Annotated in this window: 11 protein-coding genes and 1 tRNA gene; 2 read left to right on the top strand and 10 right to left on the bottom strand. The window is 36.5% G+C overall.

Annotation, left to right across the window (positions count from 1 at the left end; translation table 11 throughout):
• Window positions 1-73: 73 nt before the first annotated feature.
• Both HHX25_RS13180 and HHX25_RS13175 read left to right on the top strand, forming a co-directional pair.
• Complete coding sequence (locus HHX25_RS13180; protein ID WP_169674284.1) at window positions 74-508, top strand: hypothetical protein; 435 nt, start codon at window positions 74-76, stop codon at window positions 506-508.
• A gap of 87 nt (window positions 509-595) precedes the next feature.
• Window positions 596-5,488, top strand: coding sequence for a DNA repair ATPase (locus HHX25_RS13175; RefSeq protein ID WP_169674281.1), 4,893 nt, complete (start codon window positions 596-598; stop codon window positions 5,486-5,488).
• Window positions 5,489-5,549: 61 nt separating this feature from the next.
• Here the strand turns inward: HHX25_RS13175 and HHX25_RS13170 are convergent, their stop codons facing one another.
• From HHX25_RS13170 to ftsA, 10 genes are all read right to left on the bottom strand, one after another.
• Entirely contained in the window at window positions 5,550-7,550 is a 2,001-nt protein-coding gene (locus HHX25_RS13170; RefSeq protein WP_169674277.1) for an OmpA family protein, read from the bottom strand.
• A 14-nt stretch (window positions 7,551-7,564) separates the two neighbouring features.
• On the bottom strand, window positions 7,565-8,482 hold the full coding sequence (locus tag HHX25_RS13165) for a PorP/SprF family type IX secretion system membrane protein (protein WP_169674273.1): 918 nt from the start codon (window positions 8,480-8,482) through the stop codon (window positions 7,565-7,567).
• A 47-nt stretch (window positions 8,483-8,529) separates the two neighbouring features.
• Entirely contained in the window at window positions 8,530-18,012 is a 9,483-nt protein-coding gene (locus HHX25_RS13160) for a PKD domain-containing protein (protein WP_169674270.1), read from the bottom strand.
• A gap of 746 nt (window positions 18,013-18,758) precedes the next feature.
• A complete protein-coding gene (locus tag HHX25_RS13155) occupies window positions 18,759-19,043 on the bottom strand; it encodes a hypothetical protein (protein WP_169674267.1) in 285 nt (94 codons plus the stop codon).
• A gap of 37 nt (window positions 19,044-19,080) precedes the next feature.
• Entirely contained in the window at window positions 19,081-19,455 is a 375-nt protein-coding gene (locus tag HHX25_RS13150) for a site-specific integrase (RefSeq protein WP_169674264.1), read from the bottom strand.
• A gap of 310 nt (window positions 19,456-19,765) precedes the next feature.
• On the bottom strand, window positions 19,766-19,942 hold the full coding sequence (locus HHX25_RS13145) for a hypothetical protein (protein ID WP_169674259.1): 177 nt from the start codon (window positions 19,940-19,942) through the stop codon (window positions 19,766-19,768).
• 153 nt (window positions 19,943-20,095) lie between these two features.
• A tRNA-Arg gene (locus HHX25_RS13140) sits at window positions 20,096-20,169 on the bottom strand.
• A 205-nt stretch (window positions 20,170-20,374) separates the two neighbouring features.
• Entirely contained in the window at window positions 20,375-20,824 is a 450-nt protein-coding gene (locus tag HHX25_RS13135) for a GatB/YqeY domain-containing protein (protein WP_169674256.1), read from the bottom strand.
• 139 nt (window positions 20,825-20,963) lie between these two features.
• Window positions 20,964-22,967 carry a cell division protein FtsZ gene (gene ftsZ / locus HHX25_RS13130; protein WP_169674254.1) on the bottom strand — a complete coding sequence of 668 codons (2,004 nt, stop codon included), beginning with the start codon at window positions 22,965-22,967 and terminating at the stop codon, window positions 20,964-20,966.
• A 114-nt stretch (window positions 22,968-23,081) separates the two neighbouring features.
• Entirely contained in the window at window positions 23,082-24,395 is a 1,314-nt protein-coding gene (gene ftsA / locus HHX25_RS13125) for a cell division protein FtsA (RefSeq protein ID WP_169674250.1), read from the bottom strand.
• Window position 24,396: the final 1 nt, after the last annotated feature.

Raw genomic sequence — 24,396 nt, 5'->3', positions numbered from 1 at the left:
CAAAACTTATAAAAACGTATGTTTTGACTACGATATATCTAAGAAATTTAATTTTTGAAGCTTCAAGTATTTCGTGTCGAAAACAAAAATCATTTTAATATTAATTACAGCTACAATATTATTCTACTTAGCCGATAGCTCTTTTTTAAAGAACGAGTATCATCGTGGAATCATTATTGGAAAAAAATATGTAGATAAAATAACTTATTCAGGAAATAATCGTTCAGGACATAATATTGTTTTTCCTGTAAATGAATATGATCCGAATGGTTTTTTGTTTTTTATTAAAGATAAATCAGATGACGAAATAATCATTAGAGGCAATTACGATACCTATAAGACATCCTATGAAGGTGACTCTATAAAATATCGTCTTTCTAAAGGTTTTTTCACAAATAGAATTTGGAATTCAGCTATTGTAGAAATAATACCTAATACAAGAAGCAGAAAACAGTCTTCTGATAAAAACTTAACACCTTTAGAAAAGCTTTTTAGGACTAAAAAATGATTTTAAACTTGATATCAGCTTCCTGCCAAAACAAAGAAATTTTAAGAGTAATTCTTAACAAATAGAGCTACAATTAAAGTAAAAACTATGGAACAAACCAATACAGACAATAATATACAACTAGACGGAGGCACTTATGAGATTATTCAAGGGCGCTTACAAAAACAAAAAAGCGAACTTCTTTCAAGGTTATCTCAATTAAATGATGCTCGTAAAAACGTTTTTGGTAATGTTGAAACTAAACTGATTGCCAATAATCGCATTAATACCGAAAACAATTGTATTGCAAGAGATATTGTTACCATAGGAGATATTTGTTTATTTGGTTATAATGTACACTTTGGGCTTCGTACCGACATAACACTTGCCGACGTGTTTAGTATTTATATTTATGACAACGATCGCTTTAGTATTCAACCCTTAGACCTGTTAGAAGACAATACTTTTATAAATGATTTTACCAATCTCTATAAATATTATAGAAATACAGTTTTTACAAAATTTGCCATCGTTGGAAATTATCTGCATATGGTATTTCAGTTAAGTGAAAGCATCACAGATATAAAAACATTTAAATGGTTAATTAATGACGGTACACTTGAGTATATCGATAACCGAAGTGAACATGAGTTTAAATTCCCAAATCAGCATGAATTTAATTGGGTAGAACCAACACGAGAGAATCATGTATATGGCACGCATCCACACATATCAATATTAGACAAAATATTTGTAGAAACAGTTGGAGGCGATTTAACCATCAAAATAGAAGATAACACAGATGATGGTAAAGGTATTTATGACGAGCCCGTAACACACCCAGACCAAACCTTAGACGACGGCCAATATAAATATGCAGACCTTGGTAATTTAATTGCCTTAGAAATTAAGCCGTTTCAAGAAGAACCAAGATATTTTGTATACAATCATAAAATACAAGAAGTAAAAAAGATAGAAAGTATTGCAGATGCATGCGTGTTACTACCAGACGACCAAGGTATTATTTTTGCTGATGGCTATTATTTGCAGTCCGGAGATTTTAAGTTGTTCGATAATGGTATTTCCAACGTTAAGTTTAAAAAGAAGGTAAGCTCTCCTAATGGTGAAGATTTCCTTTATGTGTTTTATGAAAGCCAGAAAGGTCTATATGTATTGATGTCTTACAATGTTATAGAACAACAGGTAAAAACGCCCATCATCTGTAATGGTTACACCATTCTAAATGGTGGCGAACTTTGCTACTTTAAAACCGAAGACGAGCAGACCAAACACCATGTAATTCAAATATGGCAAACGCCGTTTATTAAAGGAGATGTTATTCCTTCTGAGCATACCGATACCCTATTATATAAAATAGGAAACAAAGACATTGTTAAGGCTATGGCCGAATGCCAAGCTTTGATAACCCTTCTAAATAAAGAAGATAGTTATGACGGTTTGTATACAGACATTAGTAAATTCTCTAATGATATTTTAAATAGCTATTATTGGATTACAGAGCCAGAGACCTTTCTTATTAACGAACCTTTAAAAGAATTAAATGCTGCTGCCAACGCTGCTGTTGATGAATTTGAAAAAGTAGTACAGCTTCGTAAAACCGCAGCAGATATTACCCAAGACATACAGGCTAAAGCAGATGGTATTTTTGGAAAAATTAAAAGCAGTACATTCAAATCTATAGAAGATTTCGTCTCCGTACTATCACAATTAAGAACACTTAGAGGTGAAGTTATTGGCTTAAACGATATTCGCTATGTAAACACTACATTTATAAAGACTCTAGAAGAAGATATTGTAGTTCAAAATGATAAAATTTCCCAACGTTGTGTTCAATTTCTACTAAACGACAAGGCTCTTATACCCTACCACAAGCGTGTAGCAGAAAAAGAAATCGCTTTAGAGGACATTAAAAAAGTTATCGATGCAAAAAAATTAGAAGAAGAGGTCAACCAAATAGCTACTGATTTGGAAATGCTCATTGATATTGTATCTAACCTAGAAATAGAAGATGCCTCACATTCCACACAAATCATTGATAATATTTCACTAATCTTTGCTACTATTAACCAACTTAAAGCAGGATTAAAAAACAAATTGAAAGCTTTAGGTGAAAAAGAAGCCTCAGCCGAATTTACTGCACAACTAAAGTTGATAGATCAAAGCATTATTAATTACTTAGATATTGCTACTACTCCAGAAAAAACAGACGAGCTGTTAAACAAAGTGTCTGTTCAATTAGAAGATTTAGAAGGCAGATTTGCAAATTTCGAAGACTTTATTTCTCAAATCATTGAAAAAAGAGAAGAAGTATACAATGCTTTTGAAGCTAGAAAAAACAGTCTTATTGAAGCCAGAAATAAAAAAGCCATAACCCTAGAGACAGCTGCTAATCGTATTTTAAAAGGGGTCACAAAAAAAGCCTTAAGTTTTAAATCTACGGTTGAAATAAATGGGTATTTTGCTTCAGACCTAATGATTAATAAACTTCGCGATATCATAACCAATCTTAAAGATTTAGATGATGCTGGAAAAGCCGAATCCATTGAAACAGGGATTAAAGTAGCCAAAGAGGATGCTATTAGAAAACTAAAAGATACCCAAGATTTATATGAAGATGGTGAAAATATTATCAAACTAGGGAAACACAAATTTGGAGTTAACAAACAGCCCTTAGACCTAACCATAGTTTATAAAGACGATACTTTAAAATACCACCTTACAGGTACCGATTTTTATCAAACTATTGAAGACGACACATTAATTACATCTCAAAAATATTGGAATCAAGAATTAATATCAGAAAACCAAAACATATATAGATCGTCTTATTTGGCTTATAAGATTTTCACAAATTCGTATCCAAACATAGACAAACTTAACGAAACGGAATTGTTTCAACTTGTAAAAACCGAAAGCAGTAAAAACTATTCCGAAGGCTATATTAAAGGTGTTCATGATGAAGATGCAACCAAAATTTTAAAAATTTTAATTAGTAAACATCAAGATTTAGGTCTACTTCGTTATGAAGCTATGGTTAGAGCCTACGGACAGTTCTTTTGGAATACTCTAGATATCGATAGCAAAAAATCGTGGAACCAAAAAATAAAAGCCTCAGGAGGGGTTTTAGCTACTTTTCCTAGTAGTAAAGAATATCAAATTGTTATAGAGGCACTAAGCCATGAATTAAGCGCATCTACACTTCATAGCATCATTTCTAAAGATTATGAAGAACGCAACAATACACTTGAGTTTGAAACAGCCTCCTACTTATTTGATGAATTACAAAGCAACAACACCTTTTGTGTAAGTAAAACAGCCCAGGAACTATATGAGAGCTTTTCAAAGTCCTTAGAAAATAAAAATGCCGTTTCTACCTTTAAAACATCTCTTGAAATTGCTTTAGACGATAAATATACAATTACCGATACCGTACAATTAGTTATGCAATGGGTAAGTTCTTTTATAAAATTACAAGCCCCCGAATATATAAAGTATGCTTATGAAGTTGTTGCCATTATATTATACAAAAGAGAGACAAGCCCAGAAACCATTCAAATAAGTCCTTCATTTCTTATTGAAAATTTGAAAGGCAGTCACCCTACCATTAACCAAGGTCGTTTTCAATTTAATTATCATCATTTCATAAGTCAATTACAACACTTCACATCGATAGAAGTACCAGCATTCGATGCATATCGAGAAGCAAAGCATACTGTTACTGAAACATTAAAAGAAAATTTAAAACTAGAGGAATTTAAACCAAGAGTACTTTCCTCTTTTGTAAGAAACAAACTTATAGATCAAGTGTATTTGCCCTTATTTGGTGATAATTTATCCAAACAATTAGGAAGTGTAGGAGATAACAAACGTACCGATCGTATGGGAATGTTATTACTCATATCACCTCCTGGTTATGGAAAAACGACTTTGATGGAGTATATGGCAAATCGTTTAGGGCTTATATTTATGAAAATAAATGGCCCTGCTATAGGCCATGAAGTTACCTCTGTAGATCCTTTAACCGCAAATAACTCCGCAGCACGTGAAGAACTGAACAAGCTTAATTTGGCTTTTGAAATGGGTAATAATGTTATGCTCTATTTAGATGATATACAGCATTGTAATCCAGAGTTTTTACAAAAATTCATATCATTGGCCGATGGTACTCGTAAAATTGAAGGGGTATATCATGGCAAGCCAAAAACTTACGATTTACGCAGTAAGAAGTTTTGTGTTATAATGGCTGGTAACCCCTATACAGAAAGTGGAGAAAAATTTCAAATACCAGATATGTTGGCTAATCGTGCAGATATTTATAATTTAGGAGATATTATTGGTGATACTGCAGATTTATTTAAACTTAGTCTAATTGAAAACGCACTAACCTCCAACCCTATTCTCCATCAATTAAGCAGTAAATATTTTGAAGATATCTATCAGTTAATAGACGTTGTAGAATCTGGAAATCGTGACAATTTAGCACTTAAGGGTAATCACACAAAACAAGAAATTCAGGATTATTTAGCAGTATTAGATAAAGTTGTTACCATTCGCGATACCGTATTAAAGGTCAATGAAACCTATATCAAATCGGCAGCCATGGATGACAATTACCGCACCGAGCCTTCCTTTAAACTACAGGGGTCTTATCGGGATATGAGTAAATTAGTCGCTAAAGTAGTACCCATTATGAATAATAAAGAGCTAGAAACCCTTTTATTGTCTCATTACGAAAATGAATCGCAAACACTTACAAGTGCTGCTGAGGCTAATTTATTAAAATACAAAGAACTAACTAAAACTTTAGAGGCTACAGAAATTGAACGCTGGCAGACTATTAAAGACACTTTTGCCAAAAACAATAAACTTAAAGGTTTTGGAAATCAAAATGAAATGGCTCAAGTTCTTGCTCAAATGATGCAATTTAGCGAACATTTAGAGGGTATACAGAATGTTTTGAAACGTGGTTTAGATAAATAGGAAAACATTAATTTTTCATTACCGTTTCAAATATAATTAAATCCAAATAATTTCAGTTTAATTACATCTTAATAATAATGAACTCAGACCTTCTATTCTCTTGATGTACTTCTTCCGAACAATTGACATCATCTTTACAATCGTTAATTAACTGTGATTCACCATAGCCCTTTGCACTTTCAATGCGACTGGCTTCTATTCCCTGACTAATTATATAATCTCTCGTAGATTTGGCTCTTCTATCTGACAAGTCTAAATTGTAAGCATCAGTATTTCTAGAATCTGTATGAGACTCTATTTTAATGACCATATTTGGATATTGCATCATCAGCAATACAATTTTATTCAATTCTACAGAAGCATCATGTCGAATATAAGATTTATCTAAATTAAAGTAGATAATGCCTATCTTAATTTTTAAGACACCTGCTTCCTCGACAATTAAACGGCTTAACGTTTCAAGCCCTAAAGGAACAACTGTTTCTCCACTTTTGGACAGTGTGAGTACGTCTTTTTCCCTAGGACCATATCCTGTTTTTTCTGTTTTAATCATAAATTTTGTTGAGCAATCTAATGAAGTATTAAACGCATAGCCCCCATTAATGTTAGTGGTTGTCTTTTCCAATTCCCTTCCATTCTCATCAAATAAAAACATATGAACACCTGCTATACGTTCTCCTGTAATATTATGGGAAATATAGCCTTTAATAGCCTGATAACAGGAGGCCTCTCCTTTTGGATATCTAACAAAGGAATAAATATCGTCGTCTCCCTTTCCGGATAACCTGTTTGAACAGACAAAACCTCTATTTTTTTCTTCATTAACAATAAACCCAAAATCGTCCAACTCACTATTTAATGGAGCTCCCTGATTTTCAGGTTCATTAAAATGATTATTTACGATGCGACTTTCATAAACATCCAGTCCTCCAAGACCCAGATATCCATCTGATGCAAAATATAAAGCATTATCTGTGATATATGGAAACATTTCCCGACCAGGCGTGTTAATATGTTTTCCTAAATTTCGGGGTTGTGAATATCCTGAGTATTCTGTAAGATCCTTATTATTATCATCTAATATATCTACTACAAAAATATCCGTACCACCTATTGAACCTGGCATATCCGATACAAAATATAGTAATTTACCATCACTGCTAATAGCTGGATGGCCTACCGAATAATCATCACTATTAAACGGTAGTTCTTTTATATTTTGCCATGTATGTAAACTATCTTCACCTTTTAACAATTCTGCACTATAAAGTTTTAAATGATTTGTACCCTCTTTATCTCTTTTTAAATCTCCATTATAATTATTTCTTGTGAAATATACTTTCTTTTGATTTGGTGAAAAGGCCAGAGTGGCTTCATGATATCTTGTGTTTATTAGCTTTGAAAACTGATCGATGTGTTTAAGGTCAGACTCCATTTCATTAAGCTCACCTACATACATGTTTAAAAACGGTTGCTCATTCCAATGGTATATTCGTGTGTGATAATATGACGTGTCCACCGCTGAAGCATAAATTAACTGATCTTTGTAATACATAGGCCCAAAGTCTGAGTATTTTGTATTAACAGATACATTTTTAAGTGTAAACCTAGGTGCAATATCTAAAATATCATCCACAGTTAACCCTCTCTGATCCAACTTAGGGGACCTATTGTCTTTTTTGTGGGTTCTTTTTGAAAACTCCTTCATCCAACGTTTTGCTTCTCTATATTTCCCAACACCTTCTAACGCATGTGCATATCTGAATATATATTCGGCATCAACTTCAGAGTAAAAGCCTGATACTAATTTATCATACCATTTGTAAGCATTATCCATATCAGTATTGAAGAAATAAGCATCACCAGCACGCTTTAAAAGACTGATATGATTGGCATCACCTCCTTGATTTCTTCGTTCTATCTTATTAAGCTCCAACTCATACAATACTGCAGCCTCTTTATACCACATGGTATCAAATAATCTGTCTGCTTTTTTTACGGCGTTTTGTGAAAAAGAAAAGCTTATTACACAAAACATTATTATAGTAACTATAGTTTTCATATGTCTCAATATTTTTAGAAGAAACGTGGTGATTTTAATTGTTTTTCTTTTGATTTCAATTCAAAACGCAACATGATCTCATGAGTTCCCGAGTTGAAGCTCTGCAAATCGGTTGTCGTGTAATCGTATGCATAACCCAGCATTAATTTAGGTGATAGTTGTAACCCAATGAGTCCGCTAACAGAATCATCCCAGCGGTAAGCAATTCCCAACCTTAGCGCGTCCCGAAACAGGAAATTAGCTGACAGATCTACAATAATAGGAGCTCCTACGACAAACTTTCCGAGAAAAGCAGGTTTAAACTTGATTGTAGGGCTTAAATCGAAAACTTTACCAGCTATTAAGAAGTAATGCAAACGCTCTGCCGCTACAGCATTTTGTACGCCATCATAATGCTCGTTGGTTAGAAAATTTGGAACTGATAACCCTACATAGGTATTCGTATTGTGCCAAAACACTCCAGCCCCGATCGTTGGTAAAAACCTGTTCTCTATATTCTGTTGAAAAACGTCTTCTTGCTCCTGATAAGAACCTCTCGACCAATCTACATTTAGCATCCTTCCTCCCCCTTTTATTCCAAAAGAAAACTTACTTTCATTATAAAGTGTGATTGTGTATGAAAAATTGGTATCAAAATAAAACTCATCAGAAGGCCCGAGTCTATCATTTATTACAGAAAAACCGAGTCCTACATTTTTGCCTACTGGAGATTCTATACTAAAGGATTGTGTTTCTGGCGCACCATCCAAACCAACCCATTGCGTTCTATGTAACCCAGTTATAGATAAATGTCCTCTTGAACCTGCATAAGCAGAATTTACAGTCAATGTATTAAACATATAGTCTGTATACTGCGGGTCCTGCTGTGCTTGTGTTTTTAACAAATTCAACATTAAAACAAAACCCATTATTGTTTTTAATTTAAAGCTCATCTTATATTCTTTTATGTTTGCTAGAAAGTCTTATTTTAATTTTTAAATTATCTGACTATGTATAACCACCCTGATCTAGGCTCCATACCGTCTCCTAAGTCTAATATGTAATAGTATGTACCTACTGGTAGTTTTTCATTTTTGTTTAGCACGGCTCTTCCGTTCGAAACACCATCAAAACTATTTTCATACCCCTCTTTATAATAAACCAGATTACCCCATCTATTAAATATTTGAAGTTTGTTATTAGGATAATTAGCGATACAGTCTATGTAGAACACCTCATTTTTACCGTTACCATTTGGTGAAAACTCGTTGTAAATTCTTAAACATTGTGGTATTATAGATACGGTACTTGTGTCGTTATTTTCATTAGAATCTATTTGATCTAAAAACTCCAATGATGCTGTGTTTTCATAATCATTAATATCTAAAACTTCAACTGTAATCTCCAATGTTTCGGTAGTTCCAACCGATATTAAAGGGATGTTCCATATGCCCGTATTATTGCTATAGGTACCGGAGGATGCTGATGCTGAAATAAACCCATAACCTTGCGGTAAGGCATCCATAATCTCGACAGAGGTAGCATCCATACTTCCTATATTTTCTGCTGTAATAGTGAATACAATCGTTTCGGCTATTGCTGGATTCGCATTACTCACCACTTTTGATACTGCAATATCTGCCGTTGGTGTATTGATTCTAACAGCACTTTCATCACCTTCACTTTGGTCTCCATCATCATTATTTGGTGTACTATTAGGATCAAACTGATCACTGGCAGTAATTTGAGCTATATTTAAATATTCATCGTCTTGCAACGTTGGCATGTTTACGGTTGCTTCATAAGTAAGCGTTAAACCAGTTAAAGGAATACTTAAGTTGGTCCAATTAATCGTGTTACCAGATAGTACTCCACCATTGCTAATATTGGATATATTGCTATAACCTATCGGAAGTATATCTTCAACGGCAACACCTGTTGCTACACTTACACCTGTATTATCTATTTGTAGTGTAAATATTATAATATCTCCAACATTCGCATTGGCATCACTAACAGATTTGTTTAAACTTAAGTCTGCTGTTTCTACTAAGATTAAGATCCCATCTTCATCATCTTCACTTTGGTCACCATCGTCATTATTAGGTGTACTATCTGGATCTAAAACATCACTTCCTGTTATTTGAGCGACATTAAAGTACTCTCCAGAAGTTCCCGTTGGGTCATTAATCAACACATCGATAAATAATGTTTGAGACCCATTAGCTGGTACTGTACCAACAGTCCACAATCCACTAGATTCATCATAAGTCCCCGAGGTAGAACTATAAAGAATAAAATCAAACCCATGTGGTAAAACGTCGATCACTTCCACGCCTGTAGCCGCATCGGGTCCGTCGTTATTAACTGTAATTCTAAATGTAATCTCATCACCCACATTAGGCATGATATCATTATCGACTACTGTTTTTTGTATCGATAAATCTGCAACAGCATCTACAGGATTCACTGCGGCATTAGCTTCATCATCTTCGCTTTGGTCACCGTCATCGTTATTTGGTGTTGAATCCAGATCTAATATATCTGATGCTGTTATTTCTGCAACATTTAAGTAATCGCCTGTTCCATTTACCAAAACATCAATTAAAAGGGTTTCAGTACCACCATTGGCAATATTTCCTATGTTCCAAATTCCAGTTGTTTCATCGTATGTTCCCGAAGTAGAACTAAATAATACAAAGTCGAATCCTGATGGTAATAAATCGATCACCTGCACACCTGTAGCATCTTCTGGTCCGTCGTTTGTTACTGTAATGATGAATGTAATTTCTGAACCTACTACCGGATTAACGTCTCCATCTACAACACGTTTCGTCAATGATAAATCGGCAGCCGATGCAACTGGTGTTACGATGGCATTAGCTTCGTCATCTTCACTTTGATCGCCATCATCATTATTTGGTGTTGAATCGATATCTAAAACATCTGAAGCTGTAATCTGAGTAATATTTAAATAATCTCCTGTCGGATTAACCAGAGCATCTATTAACAAAGTCTCCGAGGTACTATTGGCTATATTACCTACGGTCCATACGCCAGTGTTTTCATTATATGATCCTTCTGTAGAACTGAATAATACAAAGTCGTACCCAGATGGTAAAAGGTCCGTAATTTCTACTCCAGTAGCATCTTGTGGTCCATCATTTGTCACAGTAATCTGGAATGTAATTTCCGTACCAATTAGTGGTGTGGTATCACCATCTACTACTATTTTTGTTAATGACAGGTCGGCCATAGGCTGTACTGGTGCTGTTACTGCACTAGCTTCATCATCTTCGCTTTGATCACCATCATCGTTATTAGGATTTGAGTCTATATCAAACACATCAGAGGCTATCACTTCTGTTATATTAAGGTAATCTCCTGTTTCATTTACCAGTACATCTATTAATAGGGTTTGTGAACCACCTGCTATCACATTACCAACATCCCAAACTCCTGTGGTTTCATCATATATACCAGCTGTTGAACTATATAATACATAGTCATATCCTGATGGTAAAAGGTCTCTTACCTGAACACCCGTAGCATTTTGAGGCCCATCATTAAAAACTCTAATTTCAAATGTAATTTCAGAGCCCATTAATGGGGTAGTATCGCTATCTACAACCATTTTTGTAAGTGACAAATCTGCCTGATTGGGTGCTATGGTTAAGCTGTCCTCGTCATCTTCGCTTTGATCGCCATCGTCATTATTCGGACTACTGTCTGGATCGTGTTGATCGCTGGCTGTGATCTGTGCGACGTTCGTATAACCAACACCTGCTCCAGGTGCGTTTACCGTGGCTGTGTAAGTGACACTTATAGACCCGTTGTTCGCTGCTATACTCAACCCTGTCCAGCTTGCTGTGTTTGCAGCGCCTGTACCACCATCGTTGACCGTAACCAAGGTATATCCGTTTGGTAAGGCATCTTCTATCGATACGCCAGTGGCTGCATCTGGACCTGCATTGGTGACCGTTAGGGTAAATGTGACCGTATCGCCTACATCTGGTGTCGTGTCGTTTATCGTCTTTTCTATGCTTAGGTCGGAAGATTGTGGGACAACGTTTGCCGTGTCTTCATCATCATCGGGAATACCGTCTCCTCGATCGTCTGTTGTCTCATCAGTACTCGGGTCACTATCAGGATCGTACTGATCGCTCGCAGTGATACGTGCCTGGTTTACATACTCACCTGCTGTTCCTGTTGGGGCATCTACCACAGCATCAAAGCTCAATACCACTGGTACTGTCGTGCTGACGCTTAAGCCCGTCCACGTAATCGTGCTGCCGCCCAAACTACCGCCAACGCTTATATTGGTGATGCCACTATATCCGGATGGTACCACATCGGCTACCGATACCCCAGTAGCATCTGATGGACCTGAGTTGGTCACTGTGATCGTAAAGCTTACCGTACCGCCTACATTTGGCGTCTCATTGCTGACTACTTTTTCTATACTTAAATCGGATTGTTGGGGCGTTACTGTAAAGTTCGCCTCATCGTCTTCGCTCTGGTCGCCATCGTCGTTGTTCGGGGTACTGTCTGGATCGAACTGGTCACTACCAGTGATCTCTGCAATATTTAAGTACTCACTTCCCGCGCCTGTTGGGGCCAGCACTTCTACATCGTAGGTCAACGTCAGGCTTCCTCCGTTGTTTACGGATAGGCCACCCCAGTTTATAGTGCTCCCTATCAACGCCCCGCCATTACTGATATTGGTGATGTTGCCATAGCTCGATGGGACGATATCAGATACCGATATGCCCGTGGCATTGTCTGGGCCGCCATTGCTTATCGTGACTTCAAAGGTTATCACATCACCGATATTAGGTGGTAGGACCGTAACGGCGTTCTGTACGCCCTTGGTCAAGGATAGGTCGGATTGTAATATTGTAAAAGTTACTGTATCTTCATCATCATCATCACCATCCAAGTCTCCATCTTCATCCACAGTTTCGTCTGTAGCTGGATCACTATCGGGATCATCCAGGTCACTGGCTGTTATTTGTGCACTATTGGTATAATTTCCAGATGTATTCACAGTAGCATCGAAAGTCAGCGTTCTGGAAAGTCCATTATTTAAAGAAAGATCATTCCATACAATAGATTTGTTTCCTACGACGTAAATACCTGAATCGGAAATGGTTCCCGGAACGACTTCGAATCCTGTAGGCAATAAGTCTTCAATAGCTATTCCTGTAGCATCTCCAGGCCCAAAGTTTTCCAATAAAAGAGAGAATGTTACTGTATCTCCCACAGAACCAGAAACTGGTAATACGGTTTTCGTTAACTGAAGGTCCGCTAACTCTAGAGTGACCTGAGCACTGTCTTCGTCATCTTCACTTTGGTCTCCATCATCATTATTGGGTGTGCTATCTGGATCGTGTTGATCGCTTGCTATTATTTCGGTTATATTCAGATATTCATTAGCTGCTCCTGTTGGTGCATTCACTGTAGCTGTAATGTTTAATACCCGAGGTGTTGCTGTTGTAACACTGCCGACATTCCATACGCCTGTCCCCGAGCTATAGCTACCGCCTGAGTCATCACTTTGATAGGTAAAACCTACAGGTAATTGATCTGAAACACTAACATTGGTGGCGGTATCTGCTCCCGAATTTGTTACAGTTAATGTAAAGATAACCGTATCGCCTATACTAACATTAGTGACGTTAGCTACTTTTTGAATAGACAAATCCGAGGATTGTATAGTTACGGATGCGGTGTCTTCGTCATCATCGTCACCGTCTAAATCACCATCTTCATCTACTGAACTATCTGTGCTAGGATCACTATCCGGGTCTAAATTGTCACTTGCTGTAATTTGAGCAGTATTTACATAAGAACCTGTTCCATTAACCGTAGCATCAAATGTTAAGTTCAGTGTTGTTCCGCTCACAATGGACAGGTTAGACCACGTTATAGTTTGTGTCCCCAGGTCAAAAGAACCTCCATTTGATACCGTTCCTGGAACTAAAGAATATCCTAAGGGTAAGACGTCTTCGACGGTAACACCTGTAGCATCAGAATTAGTAGCACTTGCATCATTATTAAAAATAGCGACTGTAAATGTTACCACATCTCCTGCGTTAACACTGGAAGATAATACACTTTTTGTTAGTTCCAGATCGGATATAGGATTTATCGTCACTGTAACCTGATCTGCGGCCATATTACAATTTCCGCTACTAACAGTCCATTCAAAAACATAGGTACCAACAGTAGTACCTGTTACTGCTGTTCCTGGGTCTGTATCGTTAACAAAACCAACAGAGGTTGGCCCGGAAAGCTGTATCCAAACTCCTGATCCTACTGGTGGTGATGTTGCGCCTAAAGTCACAGAAGAGAATTCAGGTAATGATTGATTGGCCCCAGCTTCTGCACTTACAGGATCTGCATGAATGATGATTTGTACGACATCGTCGGATGTACATCCCCCTCCAGTGGCAGTCCATGTAAATTCATATATACCAGCAGAAAGTCCTAATACTAAACTATTCGGATTATTGGCTGCTGCAATTGTTGCCAGGTTACCTCCTGTTTGTGACCAGGTTCCTGTTCCGGAACTCAAAGGTGTTGCACTTAAAAATGTTTCTGTTTCATCACATAAATCCTGATCGGGACCAGCCATGGCTTGTGACGGTGGATTATCTGTAAATGTTATTTCTACTGTATCCATTTGCGGGGAACATGGTCCTGAAGCAAAAGGGCCATTGGATACCGTCCAGGTTAATTCATAGGTTCCTAATTCTATATCTGATAGACTCGTAGCTGGGTTATTTGGATTGTCAATTGTTGCTGTATTAGAAGAACCTACCGGATGACTTGTTATCGTCCAGGTTCCTATGCCTACGGTAGGCGGTGTTGCTGCCGTAAGGAAATCTAATTGGCAGGCATTGGTTTGATCTGGCCCTGCATTAATTGGAGTCGGTGCTTGAAACACTTCTATTCTAACGATATCTGCATTATCAATACAGGAGTTTGATTGAAAATTTAATTCTATAATATATACGCCAGGCACTGTTAAACCAGTAACATCGGTTGTGGTACTATTATTAGGTGTTGTAAAACCTACTGTAGCACCTCCTGGCTGGGACAGCAATCGCCATTCTGAGGTTACATCTACAGGAATACTTGCATTACCTGAGGTTAAAGACACCGTGGTATTCGCTCCTGTAGTGGGATCGTCCATACAAATTTCCTGATCCGGCCCCGCCAATGCATCTTCACTAGGACCACTACTCACAGTTATGGTCACTTGATCGCTATTATTACATGCCAGAGTCGGGTAATCTGTTGTAAACTCAAATACATATACAGAGCCTGGATCTACCGGAGCATTCGCTGTGTTACCGTTACTGGGTGATTGGGTTGGTGTATATGGTGCTATCACACCTGGGGTCGTATCGCCATCAACAGAAACAATACTCCAGGTTCCTGTAGTTCCTTCGGTAGCTTCCAAAAAAACACTATTTACTTCGCAAAGTTGTTGATCTGAACCAGCTGATGACGGTGCAAAAACATCTACATTAATATCTGCTGCTGATGTTGGACAAAGCGGAGAACCACTTACGGTTGTCCACCTAAACACATAAGTTCCTGTAATTAAACCCGTAACATTTATTGAGTTACTACTCGGATCATTTATTGTTGGCGTATTAGGCCCTGAAACTACCGTCCAGGTTCCAGTTTCTATACCCAGATTTATTAAAGGATCGGCTGTAATTGTTGTATTCGTTGCGGCACAAATTGTTTGTGGGTTAACTCCCTGAATCACTGCCGGTGTAGGCGGAATACCGACTTCAATGGTCACCTGATCGGACGTATTAGACGTTGTACAGTTACCATAAGAAATTATCCATTCGAAAACATAAGAACCATCCAGTAGGTTACTAAAGGTAGCTGTTGGACTATTTATATCGTCCACTGTGAAACCTGTTAAGCCCGAAACTAAATTCCAGGTTCCCACGCCTCCAAATGGTGCAGGGTCATCGGCATTCATTGTAAAAGATAATAATCCAGGCGCTAAACATAATGTTTGATTTGTACCGGCACTAATTGTTGTTGCCGTATCTGCAACTACAACTTCTACATCATCTGAAGTAGGCGGACATGCATTTGGTGCAGGAGCTGTATATGAAATGGTCCATGTAAACACGTATTGCCCATCAATAAGTCCTGTAACTTCTGATGTTGGACTATTCGGATTAGTAAAACTTGCTGTATTTGGTCCTGATAACTGGGTCCAGGTGCCTTCTTCTCCTGCTCCAAGGGCATTAGCTGCTAAATTGGGAATTGTACTGGTACCTGTGGCAAAACAAAGATCTGCTCCAGCATCTGCTGTAGTAGGCGATCCATCCAACAACGTTTCTATAATGACTGTATCTACTTCTGCTGCGCCACAATCCGGGAACCCGGTCCGTTCATCAACCGTCCATGTTAAGGTATAGGCATTGCCATTACCAACTGTGGCATCAGGTGTTGTAAACCCTTCTGCAATCGCATTGGGATCGTTAACATCTGAAAATGTTATTCCTGGATCTGATGCTGACCAGGTTCCTATTTGACTGTCTAAAAGCGAGTCGGCTGCTAATTGTACAGGCGCATTGAAACAAACTAACTGATTAACACCTGCATCTATAGGTAAATTACTTACCGGTGTCACCGTTACCTCTGTGATGTCGGTTGAAATTGGACAATCCGGCCCGGCCGATACGGTATAACTAAACTCATAAACTCCTGGTATCAAACCTGTAAGTGATGAATTTTGTGCATATCGATCGCCAATAATACTATTTGTCATGCCATCCGGCCCACTAACTAAAGACCATATAGATGTTTCTCCTAAACCCACAGCGCTACCTGCCAAATTTCCATTGACCTGACCACATGTAAAAGTCTGGTCTGAACCTGCATTTGCTCCCGCTGGTGCCGTAGATATGTAGATATTGATAGCATCATTAGCCTCATCACAACTCAATAAAAGATTACCTAACCTTCTTCGCCTAAAATTCACAGTATATATCCCAGCGACATCAAAACTATTGATGTTTGCTGTTCCATTATTACTGCCTCCTAAATTAACATAGGAGGTTGGAAAAGTTAAAACTGAAGCTGAAGGACCACTTATAATACTGTATTCTGTTCTGTTACCACTGGTTGACGTATAGGGAACAGGAATGGAAGTATCTCCACAGGTACCTGTTATATCGTTACCCGAATTCACAATAATACTAACGGGATTCACGTTATATCTTACATTTACAATATCACTGGTTGTACAACCAGTGACTGTATTTTCAATAGTATATCTAAATCTGTAAGCCGTTGGAGAACTTAATCCTGTTACCTGTGTAGTACTGTTGGTTGGGGCGACAATAGTAACTGTTGGAGGAGTTATAACGTTTCCTGTTCCAGGGTCAATTTGTTCCCAAAGTACTGTTTCATTGGTGAAATCTGGTACTGATCCCACTAGCGTTGTTTGCGTAATCGACGGATCACAAAAACGCTGGTTATCATTTGATATAAATGCTACAGTAACGTCCTGAGTTGCTGGTGCCACCGTAATAGTTACCGTATCACTTCCTGAAACACATGAACCAACAACATCCCATCTAAACACATAAACGCCTTCAATTAAATTACTGACTGATGATGTATTACTATTAACATTTCCAAAAGTTGGGGTTGATGGCCCACTTACAAACGACCATGTACCTTGCTGTCCGCTTAAACCGTTTCCTCCAAAACTTGCATTTAAATTTGTAGAACGGCTTACAGTATAACAGCTATTGAGTGTTTGATCTGATCCTGCATCAACTGGAGACGTCCCTCCATAATTTGTTATTATTACCTCATCAAACGATTCACAGAATTGACTTGGCGCATAATCAAGTCCCGTAATCGTCCAACGTAATGTAGTAGTTCCTGCACTGGTCTCAGGTAGATTAATTGTAGACGTCGCAGAGTTGGGTTGATTTATAACAACACCTGCATTGTTACTGCCTTCTATGGTCCATTGCCCAGTTTCTCCCGAATTTATTGGTGTGTTTCCATTTATTACTATAGAGCCGCTACTATCCGGACATGATGTTACGTCAAAACCCGCATCTGCAATCGTTATGGGCTGTACTGTTATAATGACTGTTTGAACAGGTTCATCACCATTAAAACAAGTGGCACTAAGTTCAAACTCATATGAATTACCAGGAATGGCTCCTGTAATAATAGGATCATCAATAGTCGGGTCACTTATGATTACCGAAGGTCCCGAAATTTGTTTCCAGGATGGAGCAACCATATAAGTGTCTGGTGTATTCCCATCTAATTGAAATACATCATTTGCACATATGGTTTGGTTTAAACCTGCATTAATAGTGCATGATTGTCCATTTATGAAATTAATGGAACATAGAAAAGTTATAAAAATCAATAACTTAAAACTATTGCCTTTTTGGGTAAGTTGGTTATTTTTCATCTGTATATAATGAGTATTTTTATACAATTTAAATTGTACTTTCTTACAATTATGTGCAATTTTACATTTTTTATCGATTAAACGCAAATAAAATACGACAAAATGCATTTTTTAATAAAAAAAAGATTACTTAAAAGAGGCTTTTAAGCTACAAAAAATCAACTTAATTGATGAAAAAAGAGATAAAAGAAAAAGGTTATTCTTTTATTTTATCAACACTTATTTAGTGAAGTATTTGGCCAACAATGACCTCTTGACATTATTACTACCATAATCATAATTGTAGCCATACCTTCTGTTTGGCTCTAAAACGTTTATAACGGTAACTGGTATTTACCAGCTTATTAGAGAAATTTAATAATTTTTTATCCGTAAAACGCGAACGAACAATGTATAGTGTCGTGTCTGAAAATGAAGCAATTAACACCATATCTGTAACTAAATGGTTGGTGCTGTATCTACTATAATACAATCATACTCTCTTTTTAATTTGCTTAATAACAGTTCAAACCTACCATTTGAAATTAGTTTCGCAGGATTAGGCTGTAAGTTACCAGACAATAAAATCTCTAATTTTGAACCATTTATAATCCATTATCAAATCTTTATAATCAACCTCTTCTTCATTCAAAAAACAAGACAATCCTTTTTTGCTCTTGAAAAATTAAAACAAAAATGAATTTGAGGGTTTCTAAAATCTGCCTCAATAAGTATAACCTTTTTGTTTAATCCCAAGTAAGACAAGGCTAAATTTGTAGCGGTATATGTTTTCCTTCTCCTTTTATTGTTGATGTTATTACATAAATAACTTTCCCTGTTTCTAAAGTATCAGACGACTCGTCTCTAAGGTGATGATCTATATTAGTTCTTTGTACTCTAAATACTTCAGATAAAACCGACCTATCTACGATACTGGTTATAAGTTTATTATCTTTAACGTATGATATCTCTTCATTAACAGGTCTTTTGGGGTTTTGAGATACAATATCATCCTTAACATTGACTTTAAATCTAAGAAAAATAAAACGCAAAAAAAGATAAACGGGATTACCAAACCTAAACTTAATGCTACGAAATAGGTATTATCTCGTTTTGGGGACACTGGATTGGGATTCTTGATTGAGTTTCTAATCGAATGACCTCATTATAAGTATTAGCTTTTCTAACGATAGTATATTCGGTATCTAATCCAATTTGTACGTACTTTAGACTTTTTCTATGAATTTTTAAAAATCCCGAAGTTATATCGTTATACCTAATATCCAATGTATCACAATAACTAAATCCAGTATAACACAGAAACAAAAATATATCACGATACACTTCCAAAGTTGGACTCTCTTCCAAATCAAGTTTGACTATCTTTTTAAACTGCTTATTACTTAACCTAGGTTTTTCTGTACGTTTAAATGGGGTTTTAACTCCTAAAAACGGATTGATCATTATTTTTTCTTCTAATAGTAATTTATTGAAGACTGGTTTTTATATTCTTAACTATACTATTCACGGATTGCCCATTTAATCCAATTTTATTTAATTCTGATACGGGGTTTTTAAATAATCTACAAATTGGGACGCATGCATTCTCTTAAAATCTCTAATATTTAAATACTCCAGTCCACTGTACTTTAAAAAGCTACTAAAATGATTAATGGATTATCATATAGTTCCTTTTGATTCCAGGTGCTTTATCAACACTGGGGATTATGTGGTTGGTGTAGAAATCATTGGTAGCTTGTATGGTTATTATAATCTACAATTTATTTCTACTTAATAAATGGTCTCGAATATCATGTTCACTTATCGGTGTCGCTCTAATTCTGCCTTCAGATTTTTTTCTTTCATGTACAATTCTGAGGTACATTGGGTAACGACTGTCGATAATACTTTTTTTGTTTTCATTAATGTAAAATTTTAGTGTTGTACCCATAGTTTTTTCTTTTGGTGAAACATATGATTTTTAGTGAAATATTGGTGGAACAAAAAAATGACATTAAACGAATTGTTTCGAAATCAACTGAAAACAAAAACCCCGTAGTTCCTACAAACTACGGGGTAACGAATTTAATTGAATGTATTCTAGTGACCGCGGAGGGATTCGAACCCCCAACCCTCAGAGCCGAAATCTGATATTCTATCCAGTTGAACTACGCAGCCTTACATCCCTGCGTAGGCAGGGATCTTTTAATTTTTTTATTAGTTGTCATTTCGACAAAGCAAAGCATGAAACATTTGACTTTAGTTTATGCTGAGAGGAATCGAAGTGTACTCAAGATAAACTTGAGAAATCTTATGATTATGAGATTCCTCCTCATACTTCGTTCGGAATGACAAATTAGTCATCATAATTGGTCCTGTTAATTTATGATAACTTATGTCTCACTATATTAGAAATCGTTTTTCCATCTGCTTGTCCAGCCAACTCTTTACTAACAATCCCCATAACTTTACCCATATCTTTCATACCTTCAGCTCCTATTTTATCAATAGTCATAACAACCACTTTTTCAATTTCCTCTTCGGTTAAGGCTTCTGGCAAAAATTGCGCAATAACATCGGCTTCTGCCAATTCTGGTGCAGCCAAGTCTTCTCGTCCTTGCTCTATATAAACAGCTGCACTATCCTTACGTTGTTTTACTTGTTTTTGGAGTATTTTAAGTTCTTGTTCTTCTGTTAAATCTTCTTTAGCACCACTTTCTGTTTGCGCTAACAAAATAGCAGATTTCACAGCTCGCAAAGCCGTTAAAGCTGTTTGATCTTTAGCTTTCATTGCTTCTTTTAAAGCAGACATAACATCTTTTTGTAAACTCATTGTAATTCTAATTTAAACGCGAAGATAATAAGAAAAAAAGATTCCCTCCTTGAAGGGAATGACAAAATTTTAATAAATAAAAACCCGAAAAGTTGAGGGACACTTTTCGGGTTCATAACAAAGTAAGGCCAGTGTACTATTAATCTACATTATCGTGTAAAAACGAATTATTGCTTCTTAATTGAATATCATCATTATCATCCAACCCAATACTGGTTCTAGACATATCTGTTTCCGAAGAATGCTTAGCCTCATCTAAGTTTACACCTTGACGTTTATAAGCTGGCACCTTTTCTATATCATCTATTTTTGCATTGTTGAATTTATAATTAAAATCCTTCATTTTTCGTCTACGCTCTTCTGCACGTTCTTTAAGCAGCTCAGAAATAGGCGTATTCATCGGATCTACTTTTTCTTCGGCTTCTTCTTTTGGAGTAGGCTCCTGAGAGGTCTTTTTTTCAAACACAATATCATTATCTATTTCTTCTACAGCTTCATTAGATACTGGTTGCTTTTTATTCATTGAAGATTCTACCTCAACATAATCATCCAATGCATAACGAACATCACCCTCTTCATTAGTTTCTGTTACCGTTATAAGCTCAACATAATCATTAACTGGTATTTCTTTAATATCCTCATCCGCCATTAATTGATGTGAAATAACATCTTCCTTCTCTTCAGTCTCCTCTTTGTCAACATCATTTGATGAAAGTGGCAAATCAAAAGTTAAAGTAATTTGTTGCTCTTCTTCAATATAATCTGAAATAATTTCTACATCGGTAATATCTTCAACATCGTCAGACATTCTTGTAACTGGTTTGATAATAAAATCTTCCTCTTCTTCAAAATCTGCCTTTACCTCATCATATACTACATCAATATTTTTTATAAGTTCTGAGGTTGGTATTAAATCTATATCTTTAGTTGGTTTAGCAAGTTTTTGTTTATTAATAAAACTCTTTTCTAAATTACTAAGTCCTTCTTCTTCCGCTTCCAAATCCAAGGTATGACGCACTATAGGCGCTTCTTTTTTTTCTTCCAGTTCTATTGTTGGAGCAATAATTACCGGATCTTTTTCTTTGGGGTTTAAGTCTTGGTCTTCACTAAGTGAATGCACTACTTTTTTAGTTTCTGTATTAGAAATTTCGTCTTGTTGTTCTAGGTTAAACCCTGTAGCAATAATAGTAACTGCAATAGACTCTTCCAATGCTTCATCTTCACCAACCCCCATAATAATATTGGCGCCATGGCCTGCTTCGGTCTGAATATGATCATTAATTTCTCCAATCTCATCAATAGTAATTTCTTGAGAACCTGAAACAATTAACAACAGCACATTCTTTGCGCCTGTAATTTTATTATCGTTTAATAATGGGGAGTCTAAAGCTTTACGGATAGCATCCTGAGCACGATTTTGTCCTGAAGCCAAAGCAGATCCCATAATAGCAGTTCCACTGTTACTTAATACTGTTTTAGCATCTCGTAAATCGATGTTTTGTGTGTAATGGTGTGTAATAACTTCGGCTATACCACGAGCAGCAGTTGATAGCACTTCGTCTGCTTTAGAGAATCCTGCTTTAAAACCAAGATTTCCATAAACCTCACGAAGTTTATTATTATTTATTACAATTAACGAATCTACAACATCTCTTAATTTCTCAATTCCTTTTTGAGACTGTTCGATACGCATTCTCCCTTCAAATTGAAATGGCATGGTTACAATACCTACTGTTAAAATGTCTAATTCTCTAGCCATTTTAGCAATAATAGGAGCAGCCCCAGTTCCTGTTCCACCACCCATACCAGCGGTGATAAATACCATTTTGGTATTAGAGTCTAACATTCGTGAAATTTCATCAAAACTTTCAACGGCTGATTGCTCTCCTATATCTGGATTTGCTCCTGCACCTAACCCTTCGGTTAAATTAACCCCTAATTGGATTTTGTTAGGCACACCACTGTTTTGAAGTGCTTGTGCATCGGTATTACATATGTAAAAATCAACACCTTTAATACCTTGTTGGAACATGTGATTAATGGCATTGCTGCCTCCTCCTCCAACACCAATAACTTTAATAACATTTGACTGGTTTTTAGGAAGGTCAAATGCAATGCTTTCGAATTCTTCTTTGCTGCTCATAAATTCTATTTTACTGAGGTTTTATACTTTATTTTTAATTCAATGAATATTATTATCTCTATGCCATTAGGCTGCTTCTTTAAAATTATCTATCAGACAATTTTATTAGGTTTCTTACTCTGCGTTATCTAAAAAATCTTTAACACGATCGGTTAGCTTATCTAGAAAAGAACGGCGTTCCTTTACTGGTTGTTCTTTAATTTCTTCAGCTGGTTTTTCTTCTTCAGCTTTTACCTCAATTTCATTTTGTTGTTCCAACTTCTTTCTTTCCTGGCGTTTCAAACCATCTAAAACCAATCCTACGGCCGTAGCATACAATGGACTCGTAATATCACCATCACTATCACCTGCCAAATGCTCATTTGGATACCCTATTCTAGTGTCCATACCTGTTATATACTCTACCAATTGTTTTAAATGTTTTAACTGACTACCACCACCTGTTAATACAATACCGGCAATTAATTTTTTCTTCTGTTCTTCGTGTCCGTAATTTTTAATTTCGACATACACCTGTTCAACAATCTCAACAACACGTGCATGAATTATTTTTGACAGGTTTTTTAATGTAATCTCTTTGGGTTCTCTTCCTCTCAAACCTGGTATAGACACTATTTCGTTATCTTTATTTTCTCCTGGCCATGCAGAACCAAATTTTATCTTTAACAACTCAGCCTGTTTTTCAATAATAGAACAGCCTTCCTTTATATCTTCAGTAATCACATTTCCTCCAAAAGGAATCACTGCTGTATGGCGGATAATACCATCTCTAAAAATGGCTAAATCTGTGGTACCCCCACCGATATCAATAAGTGCCACACCAGCTTCTTTTTCTTCTTGACTTAGAACTGCATTTGCTGAGGCTAGCGGCTCCAACGTAATACCTTCTAAATTTAAACCAGCACTTTGCACACAGCGTCCTATATTTCTTATAGAAGATACCTGACCAACAACCACATGAAAATTAGCCTCCAAACGCCCACCATACATACCTATTGGCTCCTTAATTTCTGCTTGACCATCTACTTTATACTCCTGAGGCAATACATGGATAATTTCCTCTCCTGGTAGCATGACGAGTTTATGTACTTGATTTATCAATCTATCGATATCTTCATCATCGATAACATTTTCTGAATTAGGTCTTGTTATATAATCACTGTGCTGTAAGCTTCTTATGTGTTGCCCAGCAATACCAACAGTAACACCTTCAATTTTCATTTCAGAGGAAACTTCTGCTTCTTGAACGGCTTGTTGTATGGATTGTATCGTTTGGGTAATATTATTTACAACACCGCGATGTACCCCTAAACTTTTAGATTTACCTATTCCTAAAATTTCAACTTTACCGTATTCATTTTTACGACCAATCATTGCCACAATCTTTGTGGTTCCTATGTCTAATCCTACTGCTAAATTATACTCCATG

Origin of the sequence: Flavivirga algicola, from assembly GCF_012910715.1 — a bacterium.
In the GTDB taxonomy this organism is placed as follows: domain Bacteria; phylum Bacteroidota; class Bacteroidia; order Flavobacteriales; family Flavobacteriaceae; genus Flavivirga; species Flavivirga algicola.
The sequence above is the reverse complement of the archived record's forward strand: the minus strand, read 5'-3'. Positions and strand labels throughout refer to the sequence as shown.